At 46.6% G+C, this 23,088-nt stretch carries 17 protein-coding genes; all 17 read left to right on the top strand.

All coding sequences use genetic code 11. The features are described from left to right. The first annotated feature begins 135 nt into the window (after positions 1-135). Positions 136-1,833: a peptide ABC transporter substrate-binding protein gene (locus G3352_RS07420; RefSeq protein ID WP_163755331.1), complete on the top strand. Its 1,698-nt coding sequence runs from the start codon at positions 136-138 to the stop codon at positions 1,831-1,833. Between the two features lie 189 nt (positions 1,834-2,022). Then, positions 2,023-2,955, top strand: coding sequence for an ABC transporter permease (locus G3352_RS07415; protein ID WP_063566998.1), 933 nt, complete (start codon positions 2,023-2,025; stop codon positions 2,953-2,955). A 47-nt stretch (positions 2,956-3,002) separates the two neighbouring features. Next, positions 3,003-3,884 (top strand): ABC transporter permease, encoded by an 882-nt coding sequence (locus G3352_RS07410; RefSeq protein WP_371121656.1) that lies wholly within the window; start codon positions 3,003-3,005, stop codon positions 3,882-3,884. A 17-nt stretch (positions 3,885-3,901) separates the two neighbouring features. Continuing rightward, a complete protein-coding gene (locus G3352_RS07405; RefSeq protein ID WP_163755329.1) occupies positions 3,902-5,665 on the top strand; it encodes an ABC transporter ATP-binding protein in 1,764 nt (587 codons plus the stop codon). Positions 5,666-5,820: 155 nt separating this feature from the next. After that, complete coding sequence (gene bshC, locus G3352_RS07400; protein WP_163755327.1) at positions 5,821-7,452, top strand: bacillithiol biosynthesis cysteine-adding enzyme BshC; 1,632 nt, start codon at positions 5,821-5,823, stop codon at positions 7,450-7,452. Positions 7,453-7,497: 45 nt separating this feature from the next. Continuing rightward, a complete protein-coding gene (locus tag G3352_RS07395; protein WP_163755325.1) occupies positions 7,498-8,763 on the top strand; it encodes an adenosylhomocysteinase in 1,266 nt (421 codons plus the stop codon). A gap of 275 nt (positions 8,764-9,038) precedes the next feature. Beyond that, complete coding sequence (gene mraZ, locus G3352_RS07390; RefSeq protein ID WP_017687291.1) at positions 9,039-9,476, top strand: division/cell wall cluster transcriptional repressor MraZ; 438 nt, start codon at positions 9,039-9,041, stop codon at positions 9,474-9,476. Positions 9,477-9,494: 18 nt separating this feature from the next. Then, positions 9,495-10,445 (top strand): 16S rRNA (cytosine(1402)-N(4))-methyltransferase RsmH, encoded by a 951-nt coding sequence (rsmH, locus tag G3352_RS07385; protein ID WP_163755323.1) that lies wholly within the window; start codon positions 9,495-9,497, stop codon positions 10,443-10,445. A gap of 27 nt (positions 10,446-10,472) precedes the next feature. Further along, positions 10,473-10,901, top strand: coding sequence for a hypothetical protein (locus tag G3352_RS07380; protein ID WP_099858471.1), 429 nt, complete (start codon positions 10,473-10,475; stop codon positions 10,899-10,901). A 50-nt stretch (positions 10,902-10,951) separates the two neighbouring features. Next, on the top strand, positions 10,952-13,282 hold the full coding sequence (locus G3352_RS07375; RefSeq protein ID WP_163755321.1) for a penicillin-binding transpeptidase domain-containing protein: 2,331 nt from the start codon (positions 10,952-10,954) through the stop codon (positions 13,280-13,282). A 93-nt stretch (positions 13,283-13,375) separates the two neighbouring features. Further along, entirely contained in the window at positions 13,376-15,340 is a 1,965-nt protein-coding gene (locus G3352_RS07370; RefSeq protein ID WP_163755319.1) for a stage V sporulation protein D, read from the top strand. A gap of 130 nt (positions 15,341-15,470) precedes the next feature. Further along, positions 15,471-16,958: a UDP-N-acetylmuramoyl-L-alanyl-D-glutamate--2,6-diaminopimelate ligase gene (locus G3352_RS07365; RefSeq protein ID WP_163755317.1), complete on the top strand. Its 1,488-nt coding sequence runs from the start codon at positions 15,471-15,473 to the stop codon at positions 16,956-16,958. Then, complete coding sequence (locus G3352_RS07360; protein WP_163755420.1) at positions 16,958-18,370, top strand: UDP-N-acetylmuramoyl-tripeptide--D-alanyl-D-alanine ligase; 1,413 nt, start codon at positions 16,958-16,960, stop codon at positions 18,368-18,370. The genes G3352_RS07365 and G3352_RS07360 overlap by 1 nt, the downstream gene beginning before the upstream one ends. A gap of 12 nt (positions 18,371-18,382) precedes the next feature. Then, the gene (gene mraY / locus G3352_RS07355; protein WP_063566988.1) at positions 18,383-19,351 is read left to right on the top strand and encodes a phospho-N-acetylmuramoyl-pentapeptide-transferase; all 969 of its coding nucleotides are present in this window, start codon (positions 18,383-18,385) and stop codon (positions 19,349-19,351) included. 3 nt (positions 19,352-19,354) lie between these two features. Next, positions 19,355-20,776, top strand: a complete 1,422-nt coding sequence (murD, locus tag G3352_RS07350) for a UDP-N-acetylmuramoyl-L-alanine--D-glutamate ligase (RefSeq protein WP_163755315.1) — start codon at positions 19,355-19,357, stop codon at positions 20,774-20,776. A 48-nt stretch (positions 20,777-20,824) separates the two neighbouring features. Beyond that, on the top strand, positions 20,825-21,922 hold the full coding sequence (gene spoVE, locus G3352_RS07345) for a stage V sporulation protein E (RefSeq protein ID WP_163755313.1): 1,098 nt from the start codon (positions 20,825-20,827) through the stop codon (positions 21,920-21,922). A gap of 7 nt (positions 21,923-21,929) precedes the next feature. Continuing rightward, a complete protein-coding gene (gene murG / locus G3352_RS07340) occupies positions 21,930-23,039 on the top strand; it encodes an undecaprenyldiphospho-muramoylpentapeptide beta-N-acetylglucosaminyltransferase (RefSeq protein WP_076288129.1) in 1,110 nt (369 codons plus the stop codon). The last annotated feature ends 49 nt before the right edge of the window (positions 23,040-23,088 follow it).

The following is a 23,088-nucleotide window of genomic DNA, read 5'->3' as shown; positions in this document are numbered from 1 at the left end:
TGGGCTAAAAAATGTGTCGATTTTGTCGAAAACTGAAAAAAACATTACTTTCTGAAAAAGTAATGTAGATTTTTTTGACCGGTGGTTGTATAATCTATAAACATATACCACATCAATTTAGGGGGAAAGTGTTAGATGAAAAGGAAAAGTCTATTAGTCCTTTTGACGCTGATTTTGGCGTTCGGTACCGTACTTGCAGCGTGCGGATCGAAAAACGAAGGCACAGGTAACACCGATACTGGTTCTGCAACCGAAGGAAATGGTCTTGCTAAAGATCAAGTCCTGAAAATTAACCTGTCAGCTGAACCTCCTACGTTAGACCCGGCTCAAGCAAAAGACAGCCAAACCAACACTGTACTGAAATTCTTGTATGAAGGTCTTGTGCGTATCGACTCTGATGGCAAAGAAGCTCCAGGAGTTGCTAAAGACTGGACAATTTCCGAAGATGGTCTGAAATATGTTTTCAACCTGAATCCGGATGCTAAATGGAGCAACGGTGATGCAATCACTGCCGAGGACTTTGTACGTTCTTGGGAACGCGCTTTGAAACCGGAAACAGCTTCTCCATATGCTTACCAATTGTATTACATCAAAGGTGCTGAGGGTTACAACCTGAGCAAAGACGGAACATATAAAGGTACTAAAATCACAGACTTCTCTCAAGTAGGCGTTAAAGCTACTGATGAGCACACGCTGGAAGTAACGTTGGAAAACCCAACACCTTACTTCTTGGGTCTGACAGCATTCTACACGTACTACCCAGTACACAAGTCTGCTGATACGAATGACAAATTCTTCACAGACTACAAAAACATGATCGTTAACGGACCATTCACAATGGATCAATACGCTAAAGGTCAAAAAATCGTCGTGAAGAAAAACGAAAGCTACCATGCAGCTTCTGACATCAAATTATCTGAAATTAACATGTCCCTGACAAACAGCAGTGCTTCCGAACTGCAAGCTTACAAGTCTGGACAATTGGACTACACAGGCGCACCTAACGGTGAAATTCCTTCCGACCAAATTCCTTCTGTAAAAGCGGAATTGCCGGACGAGTTTAAAGCTACTGGTATTGCAAGTACGTACTACTACCAGTTCAACGTTAATGAAGCTCCATTTAACAACGTTAAAATCCGTAAAGCTTTTGCAATGTCAATTGAACGTCAATTGATCGTTGACAAAGTAACACAAGGTGGACAAATTCCAGCTTTCGGCTTTGTACCTCCAGGTATCCGCGGTGAAAACGGCGAATTCCGTGATGAGCACAAAGATGACTTCTTCACTGAAAACGTAGAAGAAGCTAAGAAATTGCTTGCTGAAGGTATGAAAGAAGAAGGCTACACAACATTGCCAGCAGTAACTTTGATCTACAATACTAGTGACGGTCACGCGAAAATCGCTCTTGCTGTTGCTGATATGTGGAAGAAAAACCTTGGTGTTGACGTGAAAACGGAAAACCAAGAGTGGGGCGTATTCCTTGAGAACCGTCAAAACCAAAACTTCCAAATCGCTCGTGCGGGCTGGTCTGCTGACTACAACGATCCGTACAACTTCTTGGAAATGTGGACTACTGGAAACACAAACAATGATTCCAAATTCAGCAATGAACAGTATGACAAAGATGTTAAAGAGACTGTAAAATCTGCAGATCCAGCTACTCGTATGGCTGCTTTTGCTGACGCTGAGAAAATCCTGATTCAAGATGAAATGGGCGTATTGCCGATCTATTACTACACTAACGTATCTTTGACTAAGCCTTACCTGAAAGGCATACAACTTGATTTCAGTGGAGCTATTGACTTCACTCGTGCATATCTGGAAGAGAAATAAGTTGTTCTGAAGTCTATATGATTACTTCGGGATATATATGTGGAACTCCATATATATCCCGATTTTTTTGTATGTGCACCGATTTTCCTTATAATTCTTGAAATTTCCGATAAATGGATTGGACATTATTCTTGTCTAATTCTACAATCGATTTGTATACAAAATATTGTTTGTGGAGGTGTGCAAGGGTTGGTTAAGTACGTGCTGAAAAAACTGCTATTTATGCTGCTATCGCTTTTCATACTCGCATCAGCAACCTTCTTCCTGATGAAGGCCATTCCGGGTGACCCTTTTACATCCGAGAAAAAAGTATCACCTGAAATCCGGGCACTTTTGGAAGTGAAGTATGGTTTGGACAAACCGATGTATGAACAATACCTGAAGTATATGGGTGGAATCATCAAAGGTGATTTCGGGGTTTCTATGAAATACCTGAATCAAGATGTAACGGGTATGATCACTCAAACGTTTACAGCATCGCTGAAGCTAGGAATCTTTGCGATTATTATCTCAATTGTTGTGGGTGTCTTGTTGGGGCTTATTGCCGCAGTGTACCATCGCAAGTTGATTGATGATATTACGATGATTCTGGCTGTTATCGGGATTGCTGTACCGAGTTTCTTGCTCGCATCCCTGGTGCAATATGTTTTTGCATTCAAACTCGGCTGGTTTAATGTTATGGGCTTCGATGGCCCACTCGACTATGTGCTTCCGGTTGCCGCACTGTCGGCATCTCCAATTGCCTTTATCGCACGTTTGACGCGTTCAAGCATGTTGGAAGTGTTGCATGCAGACTACATCAAGACAGCCAAAGCCAAAGGTTTGAAATGGCCTGCTATCATGTTTAAACACGTTTTACGGAACGGTATTCTACCAGTCGTTACTTATGTTGGTCCGATGACAGCAAATATTATCACGGGTTCCGTTGTTATTGAGCAAATCTTTAATATTGGTGGAATTGGTAAAGTATTTGTAGAGAGTATTACGAATCGTGATTACACGATGATCATGGGGATTACAATCTTCTATGGTATTCTCTTGATGCTTGCACGTTTCCTGACGGATATCGCTTACGTGTTGATTGATCCTAGAATTAAGCTAGAAAGCCGGAAGGGGGCATAACGTTGTCTGGCACGAATAACAACAATAATGAAACGGCGAACACAGGCCTGGATAGTCAGGCAGCGTTGAAATCGCAAGAGAGTGTATCGCTATTCAAAGACGCTATGTACAGACTTGCAACCAACAAGGCCGCTATGATTAGTTTGGCTGTTCTAGTCCTTGTTGTCATTTTCTCTATGATTGGTCCAACTTCGTTGTTCTCAAGCTATAATTATTATTCCAATGATTTGTTAAATGCCAATGCTGCACCGAGTGCTGAACACTGGTTCGGAACAGATGAACTTGGTCGTGATGTATGGGTAAGAACCTGGGTAGGTGCACGTGTGTCTCTTACTGTAGGTTTGGCTGCTGCTTTGATTGACCTTGTCATCGGGGTGATTTATGGAGCCATTATGGGCTTCTACGGTGGACGTGTTGATGGCATCATGAACAAGTTCTCCGAGATCTTGTACTCCCTGCCATACATGCTCGTTGTTATCCTGTTGCTGGTTGTATTGGAGCCAAGTCTAACAACGATTATCATTGCACTCACCATTACAGGATGGATCAGTATGTCCTGGATTGTGCGTGGTGAGATTATGCAACTCAAAAACAGAGACTTTATCCTTGCTGCTCGTTCCATGGGCGCAAGCACTGGACGTCAACTCTTCCGTCATTTGTTGCCAAATGCTGTCGGACCAATTCTCGTTACATTGACGTTGTCCATCCCAAATGCCATCTTCGCAGAAGCATTTTTGAGCTTCCTCGGATTGGGTGTATCTGCACCTAAATCCTCTCTTGGATCTATGATCAATGATGCACTTACAGGCTGGACGCTGTATCCTTGGCGGATGTGGTTCCCTGCAGGTTTGATGGTTATGACAATGCTCGCATTTAACTTGCTTGGTGACGGCTTGCGTGACGCGCTTGATCCGAAATTACGTAAATAGAAATAGGAGGTGGGATTATGGAGCCGATTTTAACAGTCAAAGACCTGAGTGTGTCATTTACGACGCGTTCTGGTGAGTTTGATGCCGTTAAAAATGTGAGTTTTGAACTTGGCAAAGGAGAGACGCTGGGGATCGTAGGTGAATCCGGTAGTGGTAAGAGTGTTACTGCCCAAACCATCATGAAATTGATTCCCTCCCCGCCTTCGAAGGTCAAAAGCGGAGAAATTACTTTTCACGGGCAGGACCTGCTGAATAAGACAGATAAACAGATGGAAGCCATCCGTGGTAAGGATATCGGCATGATCTTCCAGGATCCAATGACTTCTTTGAATCCTACCATCAAAATTGGTAAGCAAATTACCGAGGTACTGCGTAAGCATCAGAATATGTCCAAAAAAGAAGCTGAAAAAAGCGCATTGGAAATGCTCGAACTTGTAGGCATCAAAAATGCGGAATCGCGTATGAACCATTATCCACACCAATTTTCCGGTGGTATGCGCCAGCGTGCTATGATTGCAATTGCCTTGGCATGTCGTCCATCCCTTCTGATTGCGGATGAGCCAACAACTGCACTCGACGTAACGATTCAGGCACAAATCTTGGATGTTATGAAAGACATGCAGCAAAAGCTTGGAACTTCGATCATGCTTATCACGCATGACCTTGGAGTAGTTGCAGGAATGTGTGATCGTGTTGTCGTTATGAAGGAAGGCGAAGTTGTTGAAACAGGAACAACTGCTGAAATCTTCAGTAATCCTCAACATCCATACACGATTAAATTGCTGAATGCTCTTCCTCGTCTGGACGAGCCTAAAAAAGAAAAGCCTACTCCAGTTGGTATTATCAAAGGTGCCAACAAGCCGCTGGTTCAAGTGAAGAACCTGAAACAATACTTCAATTTGGGCAAAGGGAACATTCTCAAAGCGGTTAATGATGTTAGCTTTGATATTTTTGAAGGCGAAACACTTGGAGTTGTAGGGGAGTCTGGCTGTGGTAAATCCACAACAGGCCGTACAATTCTGCGCCTTTATGAGCCAACAGGCGGAAATGTTAACTTTAATGGAACGGATATTTACAAGCTGTCCCCACGCAAGATGAAAGAAATGCGTAAAGATATGCAGATGATTTTCCAGGATCCTTATGCATCCTTGAACCCACGTTTCAACGTTATGGATATCATCGGTGAATCTCTTGATATTCATGGTCTGGCATCAAGTCGGGCAGAGCGGAAGAGACGTGTTGAAGAATTGCTTGATCTTGTAGGTCTGAATCCTAGCCACGCACTCCGTTATCCACATGAATTCTCAGGTGGTCAAAGACAACGGATCGGGATTGCACGTGCATTGGCCGTAGATCCTAAATTCATCATCTGTGATGAGCCATTGTCAGCATTGGACGTTTCCATTCAGGCTCAGGTCGTTAATTTGCTTGAAGAACTTCAGCAACGCCTCGGCTTGACATACCTGTTCATTGCGCATGACTTGTCCATGGTTAAACATATCAGTGACCGTGTAGCTGTAATGTACATGGGTAAAGTGGTCGAGTTGGCAGAAAGTGAAGAACTTTATGCTAATCCGATTCACCCTTACACCAAAACATTGCTGTCTGCGATCCCTGTACCTGATCCGGAAGTAGAAGCGAGCAAACGTCGCATTTTGTTACCGGAAGAACAAGCACTCAAGAATGGATCGGGTGGTCCTGCAAATGATCCATACAACCTGCAGAACGCTCAATTGATTGAGGTATCCAAAGGTCACTGGGTTGCAGAACCTTACGTATAAAAAGTACAAATTTCATTTGGACTTATCCATGAATATCAAACCGCCGACTTTGTTCGGCGGTTTTTTATTTTTTGATGCACTTTCTTTTGACGAAGAGGGCTTTCATTCGGTACAATCAAGAAAGGCTCTTTGAAGCAGAATAGGAGGCAGACCTCATGAAAGGTATTACCGAGGCACTCCGCAGCGGAACTCGACTTGCAGAAGACTATGTCTGTTCAAGCGATGCTGCGCGTGGCCTTTACGAGTATGACATTCGCTGGGAATCGGGGCTTCATACGCGTGCCGAGTGGCTAGACCAATCGGAGAACACACGTATTCCTCGTCAACGTCTGGCAGAGTATCTACGTATATATAATAAACGGGTGAACGATCATGGTGCTGTTCATGAATCCATCACACGTTTCGCGGAACAAGATGCGTTGGTTGTTACGGGAGGACAGCAAAGCGGCCTGCTTACAGGTCCGTTGTTTGTAATTTACAAAGCAGCAAGTGTGGTTGCAGCTGCGCGGGAAGCGGAGAACAGGCTACAACGGCCGGTCGTTCCCGTTTTTTGGATTGCAGGTGAAGACCATGACTGGGATGAAGTGAACCACACATACTTGCCTGACGCTAACGGTGACATGACAAAGATCAAGTTACAAGGGCGGTTTGCAGGCAGGGATTCCGTGAGTTTTGTCCATGTGGAAACGGAACAATGGATGACCGTGCTGGAGCAGGTGGAACATCTGTTACCGGATACGGTGCACAAACCAGGTTTGATGAAGCTGGTTACGGAGATCCATCAGTCGAGTTCGAACTTGAGTGATGCGTTTGCCCGGTTAATCTCAGCGTTGTTTGGCAGCAGTGGACTTATTCTGATGGATGCTGCAGATCCAGACTTGCGCAGACTTGAGCAGCCTGTATTTGAACGTTTGATTCGTGAGAATGGGACATTACGCCAAGCATATGCACAAGGTGCCTCCGCATTGGAACAAGCCGGATATGCCATGCCAGCTGAAGTCGCGGAAGATGGGGCCAATCTGTTTTACATACATGATGGGGCACGATTGCTTCTGATGTTGAAAGACGGCTTGTACAGCGACCGTAAAGGTCTGGTTTCATTTACAGAAGAGCGATTGCTTCAGGAACTGGCTGAACATCCCGAGCGGTTTAGCAACAATGTATTGACCAGGCCATTGATGCAAGATTCCATTTTACCTGTAGTGGCTGTTATCTTGGGTCAAGGTGAGATCGCGTACTGGGGATTGACACGTGAAGCGTTTGGCCGGTTTGGGCTGCAGATGCCTATCTTACTTCCACGTCTGTCCTTTACCATTATGGAAGATGTTCATCACAAACATATGAAACAGTACGGTCTTTCTTTCCAGGACGTTCAATATCATATGGATGAAAAGAGGAAACAATGGCTGGCACAGCAGGAGACCTTCCAGGTCGATGAACAATTCGAGCGCGTTCAGCAAGCATTTGCCGATCTATATCGTCCATTGCTCGATCAGATCGCAGAGATCCACTCTGGTTTGGACCGAATTGGAGATACCAATGTAGGCAAGATCAGCGAACAGATGCAGTATCTGCAACAACAGACCCACAAAGCCATCAAAGATAAACACAATGTGAGTCTAAGGCACTGGAACGGGATGCAAAACTCACTCTTTCCTATGAACAAACCGCAGGAACGAGTGCATAACGTGCTCTTTTACCTGAACCGTTATGGAACCGAGTGGATTGAACAACTGATTGAAAGTCAGAACGAATTCCGTGGACAACACCAAGTGATCACGTTGTAGTGACCTTTTATAATAGAAGGAATAGATAATTGAGGAGGATGAGGAATGACTACCCCTGCATTGCAAAACAGTATTGTTAAAGATATGGGACTCGCTTCGGAAGGTCATCTGAAAATTGATTGGGTAGAAGCACATATGCCAGTGTTGAACCGCATTCGTCGCCAATTTGAACAGGATCTCCCGTTTAAAGGTTTGAAGGTAGCCATTTGCCTTCACCTTGAGGCCAAAACAGCATACCTGGCGAAAGTCATTCAAGCTGGTGGTGCAGAAGTGACGATTACACACAGCAACCCATTGTCAACGCAGGACGATGTTTGTGCTGCTCTGGTGGAAGACGGCGTTACTGTGTATGCCAAACATAATCCGGACCCTGTAGAGTTCAAAGAACTGCAACTCCGTGCACTTGAAGTGAAACCTGATCTGATTATTGATGACGGTGGAGACTTTGCCACTATTATTGCATCTGAACGTCCTGATCTAGCTGCCACGATTCGTGGCGGAGCAGAGGAAACGACAACGGGCATCATTCGTTTGAAAGCTTTGGCGAAAGAAGGACAATTGCGCTTCCCAATGGTTGCAGTCAATGACGCTTATTGCAAATACTTGTTCGATAACCGTTACGGTACAGGTCAGTCTGCATTCGATGGTATTATCCGTACAACCAATTTGGTCGTTGCAGGAAAGAACGTAGTTGTGGCGGGTTATGGATGGTGTGGTAAAGGTGTAGCAATGCGTGCCAAAGGGCTCGGAGCAAATGTTATCGTAACTGAAATTGATCCTATAAAAGCCGTAGAAGCACATATGGACGGATTCCGTGTCATGACGATGGTGGAAGCTGCAAAATTGGGGGATTTCTTCATCGCTGTTACTGGCAATAAAGATGTGATCACCGGAGAGCATTACGATGTGATGAAGGATGGAGCAATCCTGAGTAATGCGGGTCACTTTGACGTGGAAGTAAACAAACCTGAACTTGCTAAACGTTCCGATTCGATTCGTACCGTACGCCGCAACATTGAAGAATATCGCTTCAAAGATGGCCGTAAGATGTATTTGCTGGCTGAAGGACGTCTCGTAAACCTGGGTGCTGCCGATGGACACCCTGCCGAGATTATGGATACAACGTTTGCATTGCAAGCGCTGGGTCTGCGTTATGTGAGCGAGAACTATGCCGAATTGGGTAAAACCGTTGTTAATGTACCTTATGACATCGACCAACAGGTTGCCAGCTACAAACTGGAAAGCTTGAATATTGCCATCGACTCCTTGTCCGCCGAGCAGGTAAAATATCTGGACAGCTGGAAATTCTAAGAGGCATCCATTAATTACAAGCTGATTAAGTGCTTCAAAGGGTTTAAAATGGTTTATTAATGATATGGCTCATATGCGGGTGTACGTGCGATTGCCCGTAAGCGGGAAACGTCTTTGATCCTGAGTGACAGGATCAAAGACGTTTTTTTGCGGTTGCGAAATTAAAAAAAGTAAACCCCGTAAGAAGGGTTTTGATTTTTTTGTGCGAATCTATTATGCTTAGGTGGTGGAAAGTGGGGCAAAGTGGGAGAAACGGGTGAGGAGTGAGTGGGCCAATGTTTATGGGGGAGTTCCAACATAGCATTGATGACAAGGGTCGGGTTATTATTCCGGCTAAATTCCGCGAATCTCTGGGACCGTCTTTCGTTGTCACACGGGGTTTGGACCAGTGTCTTTTCGTGTACCCCATGGAGGAGTGGGGGGTCATGGAACAGAAGCTCAAAGCACTGCCATTGATGAAATCTGATGCACGTGCGTTTACCAGATTTTTTTTCTCGGGTGCCACCGAATGTGAATTGGACAAACAGGGCAGGGTAAATTTGCCGGGCAATCTTAGAGAGTATGCCAAGCTGGACAAGGATTGCGTTGTTCTTGGCGTGTCGAACCGGGTGGAGATTTGGAGCAAAGGCATATGGGAGAGTTATTTCAATCAATCCGAAGAAGCATTCAACGACATTGCCGAAAAGCTGGTCGATTTTAATTTTGATCTATAAAGTCAGGAGGGGTGCAGGTTGTTTCACCACATAACCGTACTCAAAGAAGAGGCAACAGAGGGTTTAAACATCAAGCAGGACGGTATATACGTGGACTGCACTTTAGGCGGTGGCGGACATAGCTCCGTGATTGCATCCAAGCTCGGTCCAGGGGGACGTCTGATCGCACTGGATCAGGATGATTGGGCTTTGGATAACGCGCGTGAAAAATTGGCTCCATATGGAGATCGGATTACATTGGTCAAAACCAATTTCCGTGATCTGGAACAGGTACTGAAAGAACTGGATGTACCGATGAAAGATGGCGTGCCACAGGTAGATGGTATTTTGTACGATTTGGGGGTATCATCGCCGCAATTCGACGAAGGAGAACGTGGATTTAGCTACAATCACGATGCTCCGTTGGATATGCGTATGGATCAGGACGCATCCCTTACCGCCAAAGAGATTGTTAACGAATGGACGGAAGAGGAGATTGCCCGCATTTTGTATCGCTATGGTGAAGAGAAATTCTCAAGACGAATTGCTCGTGTCATTGTTGAAAAAAGGAAGCAGTCCACAATTGAGACTACTGGCGAACTGGTGGAATTAATCAAGGAAGGTATTCCGGCGGCGGCTCGTCGTACCGGAGGACATCCGGCAAAACGCAGTTTTCAGGCATTGCGAATTGCCGTTAATGATGAGTTGGGCGCGTTCGAAGAAGCGTTACATCAGGCCGTTCGGTGCTTGGCACCAGGCGGACGTGTATCTGTTATTACTTTTCACTCACTTGAGGACCGAATTTGCAAACAGATTTTTAGCAGTTATCTGGAGAAATGTACATGCCCTCCCGATTTCCCGTTGTGTGTTTGCGGCGGTAAGGGTGCCATGCGTTTAGTAAACAGAAAGCCGCTGATTCCAACGGAAACGGAACTGGCCGAAAACTCCCGTGCTCGTTCAGCGAAGCTGCGCGTAGCCGAGAAACTGTAAATCAAGAGCGGAGGAGAGAGTCGGAGTATGGCATATACACGTGGTAATCTGGCAGTGAAAGAAAAAGCGTCCCAAGAACGTGTGACCCAGCAGCGGTACAAGGAAACCACCAAAGTGGTGACCCGTCGTACCGGTCTTCCGGCACGCGAGAAATTTTTGTATCTGATTACTCTGGTTGCAGTCATTGTTGTGGGTGGTGTTATGATGTCGCGTTACGCTCACATCTATGATCTGAATAAGCAGGCACAGACAACGTTGTCTGACGTGAGAGAAGCAGAGAGAACGATTGCAGATTTGCAAGTGGAAAAAGAAAAACTGAACAATCTGGTCATCGAGAATGCTCGCAAACTTGGTTACGTTGAGGCTTCCGGCAAGGATGTCATTTTTGTACCTCGCTCAACAAGTACAACGAACTCGACAGGTACTGAATCGTCCTCGGATACAGCAAATAAGTAGAACATTTTGTATCAATCCTTACAAAGTGCTGAAGCAAAAGAGGTGTACCGATGGTAAAAAGAATAAAGATGCGCACGCTGCTTATAGGGGGATGTATTACCCTCTTTTTTCTTGTATTAATAACCCGAATCTTTTTTATTCAGGTTGTTAATGGCGGTATTTGGCAGGAAAGAGCAGCTGGATTGGTTGAACGCGAACAAACCATCAAGGCGAGTCGCGGGACAATCACAGACCGTAATGGTAACATTTTGGCGACGGATGCGCCTGCTTACACGGTGTCCGTAAACCCAAAGATAATTAATCAACTTGGGATTGAAGATGTGGTTATAGACAAATTATCTAGTTTATTGGGTAAAAGCGAGAGTGAAATGCGCGCACTTGTAACAGCGAAAAAGCAAGATGGGACATTCTTTCAACAACGTGAAGTGCGAAGTGAAGGGTATAAAATTAACCCTGATTTGGCTGCCAAAGTAGAAGAATTTCGCAAAGAACTGAAAGATGACTACAAGGGTCAAAATGCGATTGTCATGACACAAGAGTCGAAGCGATATTATCCGGAAGAAACGCTCGCCTCTCATTTGCTGGGATACATGAGCCGTGATGGGAAGGCTGTTAATGGACTTGAAGTCTCCTATGATGAACAGCTTACAGGTACAGATGGTTATCTGAATTATCAGAATGATGCCAAAGGGTACAAGCTGCCTGATTCCCAGGACAACTACCTTCCACCACAGAATGGAAGTAACTTAAAGCTGACGATTGATGATACAATTCAGTACTACATCGAAGATGCAATGAAAGAAGCGGTAGCCCAGTACAATCCACTGAGCATGACTGTCATTGCAGCAGATCCTAACACCATGGAAATCTTAGGAATGGCCAATTGGCCGACCTTTAATCCTAATACGTATGCGGAAACGCCGGATCAGAAAAATTTTATCAACCATGCGATACAATCCATCTATGAACCAGGGTCTACTTTTAAAATTGTTACTCTGGCGGGGGCGGTTGAAGAGAAGCTGTTTGATCCGAATGCTACGTTTGAATCCAAGCGAGTCTATATCGGTGGCTACCCAATCAGTGATAACGGTCACGCCTATGGCCGGATTTCCTACTTGGAAGGTGTCAAACGTTCAAGTAACATTGCGTTTGTTAATCTGGGCTATAACATGCTTGGCGGTGAACGTTTGCGTCATTACATAGACCAATTCGGTTTTGGTAAGAAGACGGGCATCGATCTGCCGAGTGAATCGGCTTCACCAATCAAGCCGCTGGTTTATAAATCGGAAATTGCCACAGCAGCATATGGTCATGGTCTTGTACAGGTAACACCAATCCAGCAGGTAGCAGCCATTTCGGCTATTGCCAACGGCGGCAAACTTATGGAACCTCATCTGGTGAAGGAAATTATTAACCCGAATGATGGTACATCAGAAGTAATCAAGCCGAAGGTTGTTCGTCAGGTCATTTCCAAGGAGTCCTCCAAACTGGTGAGCGGTTATCTGGAACAGGTTGTAGCTGACCAAACGATTGGTACAGGGCGCAATGCTTATATCGAAGGATACCGCGTGGCTGGTAAAACGGGTACTGCTAGAAAAGTAGTGAACGGGGAATACAGTAAATCCAAAGACGTCGTTTCATTTATCGGATTTGCACCCGTTAATAATCCCAAAATCGCGATGTTGATTGTAATTGACCAGCCAGATGGTTCCAATATTGGCGGAGGTACTGCAGCTGCTCCGGTGTTCAAGAAGATTGTGAGCCAGACTCTTCAGTACATGGGAGTTCCCAAAGATACAGTAAAGACCACTGATAAAAAGTCAAAAACAACGCCGGTCGTTCAAGCTAAAGCTCCTGATCTGTCAGGTAAGACTGCCAAACAGGCCAGAAGCCAACTATTGAACGCAGGAATTGCCTATGAGACGCTTGGTCAGGGTGAAAATGTCATTCGCCAGTATCCTGTGGCGGGTGCAGCCATGAATCCTGGCCAACGAATCTACCTGTTAACCGAAGAAAGCAGCAAGATGAAGATCCCTGATCTGACTGGCGAATCACTACGAGATGCACTTGAAGTGCTCTCCCTCATGAAAGTGGGCGTGACCGTTAAAGGTGAAGGATATGTGGTGAAGCAAACGGAGCAGGTGGCAGGCGAACAGAGAACGGTTGAGCTTGTGCTGCAGACGGCCAAAGCGGCAGTTACCGGTATAGCAGATGAAGCTCCTGAGTCTTCTGATCCAGCATTAGGGGACGAGACTAACAATCAGGGAGAAGCTGATGGAACGGGGAACACCGAAGAAACAGGCAAAACCGATACTACAAATCCACCTTTAAATGAGACAAAATCGTCTGATAACACATCGGATGGGGCTTCGCTTCCATAGAGATCACAGACAGCTTGTTCTAACCCCCGGTTGTCCTGAATATTCATGAATTGAACACAATCATGATTTTGGGACGAGTGGGGGGATCTTTTCGTGAAGGGGTCAAGCGTAAATCTGCGGCGCAGGTTGTTATGGAGTTTAGTGATTTTAGTTCTGTTATTCTCAGCCTTGGTGATTAGGCTTGCTTATGTACAGTTAGGGAAAGGGCCGGAACTATCTGCGAAAGCGGAAGAGTCCTGGCGGCGGAATATTCCTTATTCAGCCAAACGGGGAGAGATCCTGGATCGAAATGGAACCTCTCTCGCCTACAATATAACCACACCAACCATTATGGCGATTCCTGCCCAGGTGAAGGAAGCGGAGACAACAGCAAGAGCACTGGCTCCTTTGCTGGGAATGACCGAAGAGAAAGTGCTGGCAACCATCAAGAAAAGAGAACTGATTGTACGACTACAACCCGGTGGCCGCAAAATTACGATGGAGAAGGCTCAGAACATCCGTGATTTGAAGCTTCCGGGTATCGTTGTTGCTGAGGATAATAAACGCTTTTATCCTTATGATGATCTGGCGGCTCATATTCTTGGTTTTACAGGCATTGATAATCAGGGCTTAACGGGTGTAGAGAAAAAGTATGATGATAAACTGAACGGTTTGAATGGCAGTGTGTCCTACTTGTCCGATGCGGCCGGAAGGCTAATGCCGGGCTCATCTGAGAAGTATGTGGAACCGAAGGATGGTCTGAACCTCAAGCTGACTATTGATAAATCGATTCAGTCCATCATGGAACGCGAGCTGGATCAGGCTATGGTCAAGTTCCAGGCCAACTCGGCGCTTGCCATTGCAATGAACCCTAAGACGGGTGAAATCCTTGGCATGGCCAGTAGACCCGGATATGAACCAGCCGATTATCAGCAATATCCGGCCGATGTATACAACCGGAATTTACCGATCTGGATGACGTACGAACCAGGTTCAACGTTTAAAATCATTACACTCGCAGCAGCACTTGAAGAGAAAAAAGTAAATCTGACGCAGGATCAGTTCTATGATCCCGGATTTGTTGAAGTTGGAGGCGCTCGCCTTCGTTGCTGGAAAAAGGGCGGCCATGGAAGTCAGACCTTCCTGCAAGTCGTGGAGAACTCCTGCAACCCTGGATTTGTTGCACTGGGTCAGAGACTGGGCAAAGAATCATTATTCTCCTATATTAAAGACTTTGGATTCGGCACCAAAACAGGCATCGATCTTAGTGGTGAGGCCAGCGGGATTTTGTTTAAACTTTCACGTGTCGGACCTGTGGAGCTTGCGACTACTGCTTTTGGTCAAGGGGTATCCGTTACACCGATTCAGCAAGTAGCGGCTGTGTCAGCAGCTATTAATGGTGGTAAACTATACAAGCCATATGTTACAAAGGCTTGGGTTCATCCGGAAACGGGTGAAGTGATGGAAGAGGCCAAGCCGGAACTGGTTCGACAAGTCATCTCAGAAGATACGTCCAAGCAAGTACGTGAAGCACTTGAGAGTGTCGTTGCCAAGGGTACGGGACGTCCGGCGTTTATTGATGGATACCGGGTTGGTGGCAAAACGGGCACAGCCCAGAAGGTAATCAATGGACGTTATTCCTCTACCGAGCATATTGTATCCTTTATCGGTTTTGCACCGGCGGATGATCCGCAGATTGTTGTGTATACTGCGGTGGATAATCCGAAAGGAATTCAGTTCGGTGGCGTGGTTGCCGCACCGATCGTACAGAACATTCTGGAGGATGCGTTGCATTATATGAATGTTCCGGTTCGGAAGGATCAGGTAGCTAAAGAATACAAGTATGGAGAAACCAAAATCGTGACGGTTCCCGATCTGACAGGAGCTACGGTCGAAGACCTGTATGAGGATCTGAATATGAACTTTATGCTGGCTAAATCCGGCAGTGGGAAATATGTCATTAACCAGGCTCCAAAACCAGGAGCACGGGTTGATCAGGGTTCTACTATACGCATCTATATGGGTGATGTTCTGAATGATATTCATGATCACACCAAGGAGGAAGGACAAGAGCCCTGATGGGGCTCTTGATCCCCACCGCAACAAAATGCACTGAGTTGCGTTTCATTAATTGGCTGTGTTGACGATATTAATGAATACAGAGAACTGTTGAAATTGAATTAAACTTGGAAAAAGTGAGGTTATTCATGTGCTTTTAAAACAACTTTCATCAATGCTGACAACCGCCCGTGTCATTGGCGAACCGAATACAGAATGTCAAAACCTACAGACAGATTCTCGCCAGGTACAACCGGGAGATCTGTTTATCTGTCTTCCAGGGCATACAGTTGATGGACATGACTATGCTGAGAAGGCTGTAAACGCTGGAGCTGTTGCTCTGGTTGTGGAACGAGAGCTGGATCTGCCTGTTCCGCAGTTGCTGGTAAAAGACAGCCGTTTCGCCATGGCTGTACTGGCAGATTGCTTTTTTGACTCGCCAAGCCGCAAGATGAATATGATTGGTGTAACGGGAACTAACGGAAAAACAACGACTACCTATTTAATTGAAAAAATCATGAGTGACTTTGGTCAAAAAACAGGATTAATCGGGACCATTCAAATGCGCTATGACGGGCGCACGTACCCGATGTCAGGCACTACACCGGAAGCACTTGATCTGCAGCGCAGTCTGAATGATATGGTTCAAGCTGGCACGGATTGTTGTGTTATGGAAGTTTCCTCCCACGCTTTGGAGCAAGGTCGGGTGAAGGGGACGGAATTCCGTACGGCTGTATTTACCAATCTGACACAGGATCATCTGGATTACCATCATTCCATGGAGGAATATCGCGGAGCCAAAGGACTGTTCTTTGCACGGTTGGGTAATGGATATACCGCAGATGCTTCCATGCGCAAATTTGCAGTGATCAATGCAGATGATCCAGCTGCTGCCTATTTTATATCTGTAACTGCAGCTGAAGTCATTACATACGGCATGGAGGAAAATGCGGATGTTCGCGCATCCCAGATTTCAATTACCTCGCAGGGGACTTCTTTCCATGTAGATACATTCAGAGGCAGTACTGATATTCGTTTACGCATGGTAGGCAAATTCAATGTATACAACGCAATGGCTGCCATCGCTGCTGCTCTGGTTGAAGACATTCCGCTGGAGGAGATCAAACGTAGTTTGGAGACGGTACCCGGCGTAGATGGACGTGTTGAGGCTGTTGACGAAGGACAGTCGTTTGCAGTCATTGTTGACTATGCTCATACCCCAGATGGCTTGGAGAACGTATTGCGGACGGTGAAGGAATTTGCTGAAGGACGTGTGATCTGTGTATTTGGATGTGGTGGTGACCGAGATCGTACGAAGCGGCCTCTAATGGGCAAAATTGCAGCCAAGTATAGCGATATCGTATTTGTCACTTCCGATAATCCGCGGACAGAAGATCCCGATCTGATTCTCAAGGATATTGAACAGGGCCTCATTGAAGATGCTATTCAACCTGATCGTTATACGATGATTGTGGATCGGCGCCAGGCGATTCATGAAGCTATTGAAATGGCAAGCCCTGCCGATGTAGTATTGATTGCGGGCAAGGGGCATGAGACCTATCAAATTATCGGTACAACCAAGACGGACTTTGACGATCGGATCATAGCGAAAGAAGCGATAAGGGGCAAATCCAATTGATAAAAAGAACATTGGCACAATTGGCCGAGATGTGTGGAGGAACACTAACTGACGTTGCTGCTTATGGTGATGTTGGTGTTGAAGGTGTATTTACAGATTCGCGTAAGCCGGTTCAAGGCAGTCTCTTTATCCCTCTTGTTGGCGAAAGGTTTGACGGACACGAATTTGTGCAAACCTGTGTAGAGAAGGGCGCTGCCGGGGCATTATGGCAAAAGGATCACGGAATTGCACCTCAAGGTGCTGTGATTATTGTGGAGGATACCCTGGTTGCATTACAGGAGCTTGCATCATCCTATTTAAGAGAAAACAAGGCCGCCGTTGTAGGCATTACAGGCAGCAATGGTAAAACAACAACAAAGGACATTGTGGATGCCATTCTGTCTACAACGTTCAAAGTGCATAAGACCCAAGGCAACTTCAATAACCATATTGGTTTGCCACTTACCGTACTTAGCATGGAACCGGACACTGAGATTGTAATTCTGGAGATGGGTATGAGCGGCCGAGGGGAGATTGAAGAATTATCTTTAATTGCCCAGCCGGATGTCGCAATCATCACGAATATTGGAGAATCCCATCTACTTCAACTGGGATCTCGATTGGAGATTGCTCGGGCAAAAGTTGAAATTGCTGCTGGTATGAAACCAGGTGGATTGCTGATATACAACGGCGACGAACCGTTGATTGAGCAGGTTCTGGCAGAGCCAGCGACTAAGCTGCCTGAAGGACTTCAGCGGTATACATTTGGCTTGCAGACGGATAACGATGATTATCCTACTGGAATTATGAATGCACAGAGTGGGGTCACGTTTACCACCAAGCAGTCTGGAGAGGGCGCTCTTACACTGCCGTTATTGGGAACACATAATGTGGTCAACTGTCTTGCTGCATTAGCGGTTGCCCGTCATTTTGGAGTGGCTACTGAACAGATTGTAGCAGGACTGTCACGTCTGAAATTAACCGGCATGCGCATCGAGATTATTAACGGCGTCAGTGGTTTGACCATGCTTAATGATGCTTACAACGCTAGTCCAACCTCCATGAAAGCCGCTGTGGATGTGCTGGAGGGTCTCAAGGGGTATCGGATCAAAGTCGCCGTGCTCGGTGATATGCTAGAACTGGGGCCTCAGGAGCATGAGCTCCATCGGGGAATCGGTGAATATATCACACCGGACAAAATGAATATGGTGCTGGCTTATGGCCCTTTATCTGCGAGTATCGCAGAAGGAGCAAGACAAAACATGCCAGCAGAAGCCGTACACACTTTTGAGAGCAAGGAAGAATTGACCCGATATCTACTGGAGAATCTCCAATCCAGAGATGTTGTCTTGTTTAAGGCCTCCCGGGGCATGAAACTGGAGGATGTGGTCGAAGCGCTAAAAATAGATCCATTACAGAATAGAGTAGACTAGAGGGGTGAACCCATGGATTTTCAGGTATTACTGTTAACAATCGGTGTTTCATTTATTTTGGCGGTGATTGCTGCACCGCTCTTGATTCCATTGCTGCGTCGAATGAAGTTCGGACAGCAGGTTCGGGAAGATGGGCCACAGAGCCATCTGAAAAAAAGCGGAACACCTACAATGGGCGGAGTAGTTATTTTACTCGCGTTCACATTGGCCTTTTTGAAATTTTCAGCGGTCAAAAACACGGACTTTTATGTCCTGCTGGTGGCTACACTCGGCTTCGGTCTGATCGGTTTCCTGGATGACTACATCAAGATTGTATTCAAACGTTCACTGGGGCTGACGGCTAGACAAAAGATGATTGGTCAGTTGTTCTTCAGTGCAGTGATGTGCTACTTACTGATCCAGAATGGACACAGTACAGCCATATCGATTCCGGGTACATCAGTCTCCTTCGACTGGACGGGATGGTTCTACTATCCGTTTGTGGTATTCATGATGCTTGCCATCACGAATGCAGTTAACTTTACCGATGGTCTGGACGGTTTGTTGTCCGGCGTGAGCGCCATTGCATTTGGGGCATTTGCCATTGTGGCGATGCAGGCAACATCCATGCCAGCAGCAGTATGTGCGGCGGCGATGATTGGTGCGGTACTTGGATTCCTGGTATATAACGCACACCCGGCCAAAGTGTTTATGGGAGATACAGGCTCACTCGGAATTGGTGGTGCGATTGGTGCCGTCGCCATTGTGACGAAGACAGAACTTCTTTTTGTCATCATTGGCGGTATTTTCGTCATCGAAATCCTGTCCGTTATCATTCAAGTAGTATCTTTCAAAACTCGTGGCAAACGCGTATTCAAAATGAGCCCGATTCATCATCACTTTGAACTGAGTGGCTGGTCGGAATGGCGAGTTGTCATTACTTTTTGGGCGGTAGGTGCCATTTTGGCCGCTCTCGGACTTTATCTCAACAAGGGGTTGTAAACAATGAATCATCCTGAATCATATCGTGGACAACAAGTGGTCGTGCTTGGACTGGCCAAGAGCGGCGTGCAGGTCGCCAAAGTACTGGATCGTGCCGGCGCAATCGTTACAGTTAATGATAAAAAAGAGAGAGAACAGTGTCCCGAAGCATCCGAATTGGAGGCTTTGGGAATTTCTGTTGTATGCGGAGGACATCCGGACGACCTGATTCATAGTGATGTGAAGCTTGTAGTCAAAAATCCGGGCATTCCTTATCAGGCACCTCCTGTGCAACAGGCACTTGCCTTAGGCATAGAAGTGGTGACTGAGGTGGAGGTAGCTTACCATCTATGCGCTGCGCCTATGATCGGGATCACGGGCTCTAACGGGAAAACAACCACAACAACGTGGGTAGGCAACATGTTGGAGCTTGCCGGATTGAAACCAATCGTTGCCGGTAATATTGGAACGCCATTGTGTGAGGCGGCAGAGCAGGCTTCTGCGGATAACTGGATGGTGGTGGAGCTTAGCAGTTTCCAACTGAAGGGCACATCCGATTTACGTCCGCGCATTGCCAGTTTGCTAAACGTGGCGGAGACTCATTTGGATTACCATGGGGACATGGATGATTATGTGGCTTCCAAAGCCAAATTGTTCTCCAACCAACAACCGGAGGATGTGGCTATCCTGAACTGGGATGATCCGGTATGCCGCGGACTTGTTCCTTATATCAAAGCAAGACTGCTCCCATTCTCGCTGACAGAGAAGCTTGAAGCAGGGGTATATGCAGATCCTCCATACGTGGATGGGGAAGAGGATGATGTGAAGCGCCAGGTGATCTATGCAGACGGTGAGGGCAACCATCATGTCATTATTGATGTGGAAGACATCGGACTACCAGGACGATTCAATGTGGGAAATGCATTGGCAGCAGTAGCTATTGCTGTGTCCGCTGGCGCCGACCCATCTGTACTTGCTGCGCCTCTGGCTGACTTCAAGGGGGTTGAACACCGTCTTGAGTATGTACTTGAACATAATGGAGCGGGCTATTATAACAATTCCAAAGCGACCAATTCCAAGGCAACTGTAATGGCGCTGAACTCCTTCAAGGAACCGGTCGTGCTCATTGCCGGAGGACTGGATCGTGGTTCAGACATGATGGAATTGCTGCCATTGTTCCAGGAGCGGGTGAAAGCTGTGGTTGCTCTTGGAGAGACACGAGAGAAAATTGCCAAGGTCGCGGAACTGGCGGGATTAAAGCAAATTAAGGTCGTCGATAATGAGGAGGACGCTGCCCGGACGTTAACCGCTGCCGTGCAGGAAGCTTCACAGTTTGCAGCTCCAGGTGATGTTGTTTTGTTATCACCGGCGTGTGCAAGCTGGGACATGTTTGCTTCCTATGAAGAGCGGGGACGCATTTTTAAAGAGGCGGCGCATAACTTGTAAGTAGGGGGGTGGAAAAGCCCCTACTTCCATGCAAGGGGTGGCCTCCTGATGAAACAGACGCGACCGGCGCCGGATTTCTGGCTCCTAATTTGTATTCTGGCATTGCTTGCCATCGGCATTATTATGGTATACAGTGCGGGCTCGGTGCTTGCTTTTCATGACTATGGTGATTCATTTTACTTTGTCAAAAGACAGCTGCTGTTCGCCGGACTTGGACTTGCTGCCATGTTTGTTACGGCAAATGTGGACTACCGGGTCTGGAGAAAGTATGCAAAGCCTATACTGATTGCCTGTTTTATAATGCTGATTGCGGTGCTGATTCCTGGCATCGGAGTGGTTCGCGGAGGGGCAAGAAGCTGGTTGGGCATTGGCTCATTCGGCATACAACCTTCAGAATTCATGAAACTGGGGATGATCCTGTTTCTGGCTCATTGGTTAAGTAAGGAACCCGGCAAAATCAAAACGTTTACGACGGGGCTTCTGCCACCGCTCGGTTTGATTGGTTTGGCCTTTGGTATTATTATGCTTCAGCCCGATTTGGGGACAGGCACAGTAATGCTGGGTGCATCAATGCTCATTATTTTTACAGCAGGATCACGGATGAAGCATCTCTTGCTTCTTGCCCTAGGCGGTGTAGCGGGATTTGCCGCGTTGATTGCGGCAGCTCCTTACAGATTGCAGCGAATAACGGCTTTTTTGGATCCGTGGTCTGATCCACTTGGTGCCGGATATCAGATTATTCAATCTTTATATGCGATCGGCCCGGGAGGACTTGCCGGCTTGGGGCTGGGTATGAGTCGGCAAAAATACAGCTATGTACCCGAGCCACAGACGGATTTTATTTTTTCCATTTTGGCAGAAGAGCTTGGCTTCATTGGTGGAATGATTGTATTGTTGCTGTTCCTGGTCCTGGTGTGGAGAGGGATGCGCGTAGCGATGACGGTACCAGATGCTTTTGGCAGCCTTTTGGGCGTAGGCATTGTGGGTATGGTGGCTGTGCAGGTCATTATCAACATTGGTGTCGTGATCGGGCTTATGCCGGTTACGGGAATTACACTGCCGCTCATCAGTTATGGCGGTTCATCTCTGACCTTGATGTTGACAGCGTTAGGCATATTATTGAACTTATCCCGTTATGCGAGGTGAATGTACGATGCGAGTCGTTCTAAGCGGCGGCGGTACCGGTGGGCATATCTATCCGGCCGTTGCTATAGCAAGGCAATGTGAGGCGGAGAATCCCGACTCGACATTTTTATATATCGGTGGTACCCGTGGGCTGGAAAGCAAACTGGTGCCACAAGAGAATATTCCGTTTCAATCGATTGATATTACAGGTTTTCGCCGGAAATTGTCTTTTGACAACGTGAAGACTGTGATGAGATTTCTGCAAGGTGTACGTAAAGCCAAGAAAATGCTCAAGGAATTCAAACCCGATGTTGTCATCGGTACGGGGGGCTATGTGTGTGGACCTGTCGTATATGCAGCAGCCAAACTAGGTATTCCAAGTGTTATTCACGAGCAGAATGCCATTCCCGGGTTAACTAATAAGTTCCTTACCCGGTATGTAGATACGGTAGCTGTTAGTTTTGAGGGTTCGGAGAAAGCATTCTCTGGAGCTAAAAAAGTTGTGTATACCGGCAATCCAAGGGCTACAACGGTAGCTCAAGCCAGCCGCGATCGTGGATTTGCGACATTGGGTGTACCCATGGACAGCCGAGTTGTTCTTGTGGTTGGCGGTAGCCGTGGTGCGAAAGCAATTAATAAAGCCATGGTGGATATGGCACCGATGCTGGCCAAGCTTGAAGATGTGCATGTGGTCTACGTGACTGGTGACTCATATTTTGATGAAACGCGTGAAGCGATCCGCAGTTCCCTTGGAACGATGCCAAATCATCTACATGTGCTGCCTTATGTGCACAACATGCCTGAGGTTCTTGCATGCACGTCGCTGATCGTAAATCGTGCAGGGGCATCATTCCTTGCCGAGATTACCTCTCTAGGTATTCCATCTATTCTGATTCCGTCACCTAACGTGACGAATAATCATCAGGAGGCGAATGCTCGTACGCTTGAGGGTGGCGGTGCATCGCTTACGATGCTGGAGAAGGATCTGACAGGCCAGGCGCTATATAAAGCGATTGCTGGAATTATGAATGACGAAGCGGCGCGCAAAAGGATGGCGGAAGCCTCCCGGCAACTGGGGAAACCTGATGCAGCCGAAGTGCTTGTGAGCGAGATTCGGCGTCTTGCTGCAGGGCGTTAATGTGCGTTTTGGGCGATTGTCACACACACGGCGGGACTGACATAAGATA

Source organism: Paenibacillus sp. ALJ109b, from assembly GCF_010747435.1.
GTDB lineage: Bacteria > Bacillota > Bacilli > Paenibacillales > Paenibacillaceae > Paenibacillus > Paenibacillus taichungensis.
The sequence above is the reverse complement of the archived record's forward strand: the minus strand, read 5'-3'. Positions and strand labels throughout refer to the sequence as shown.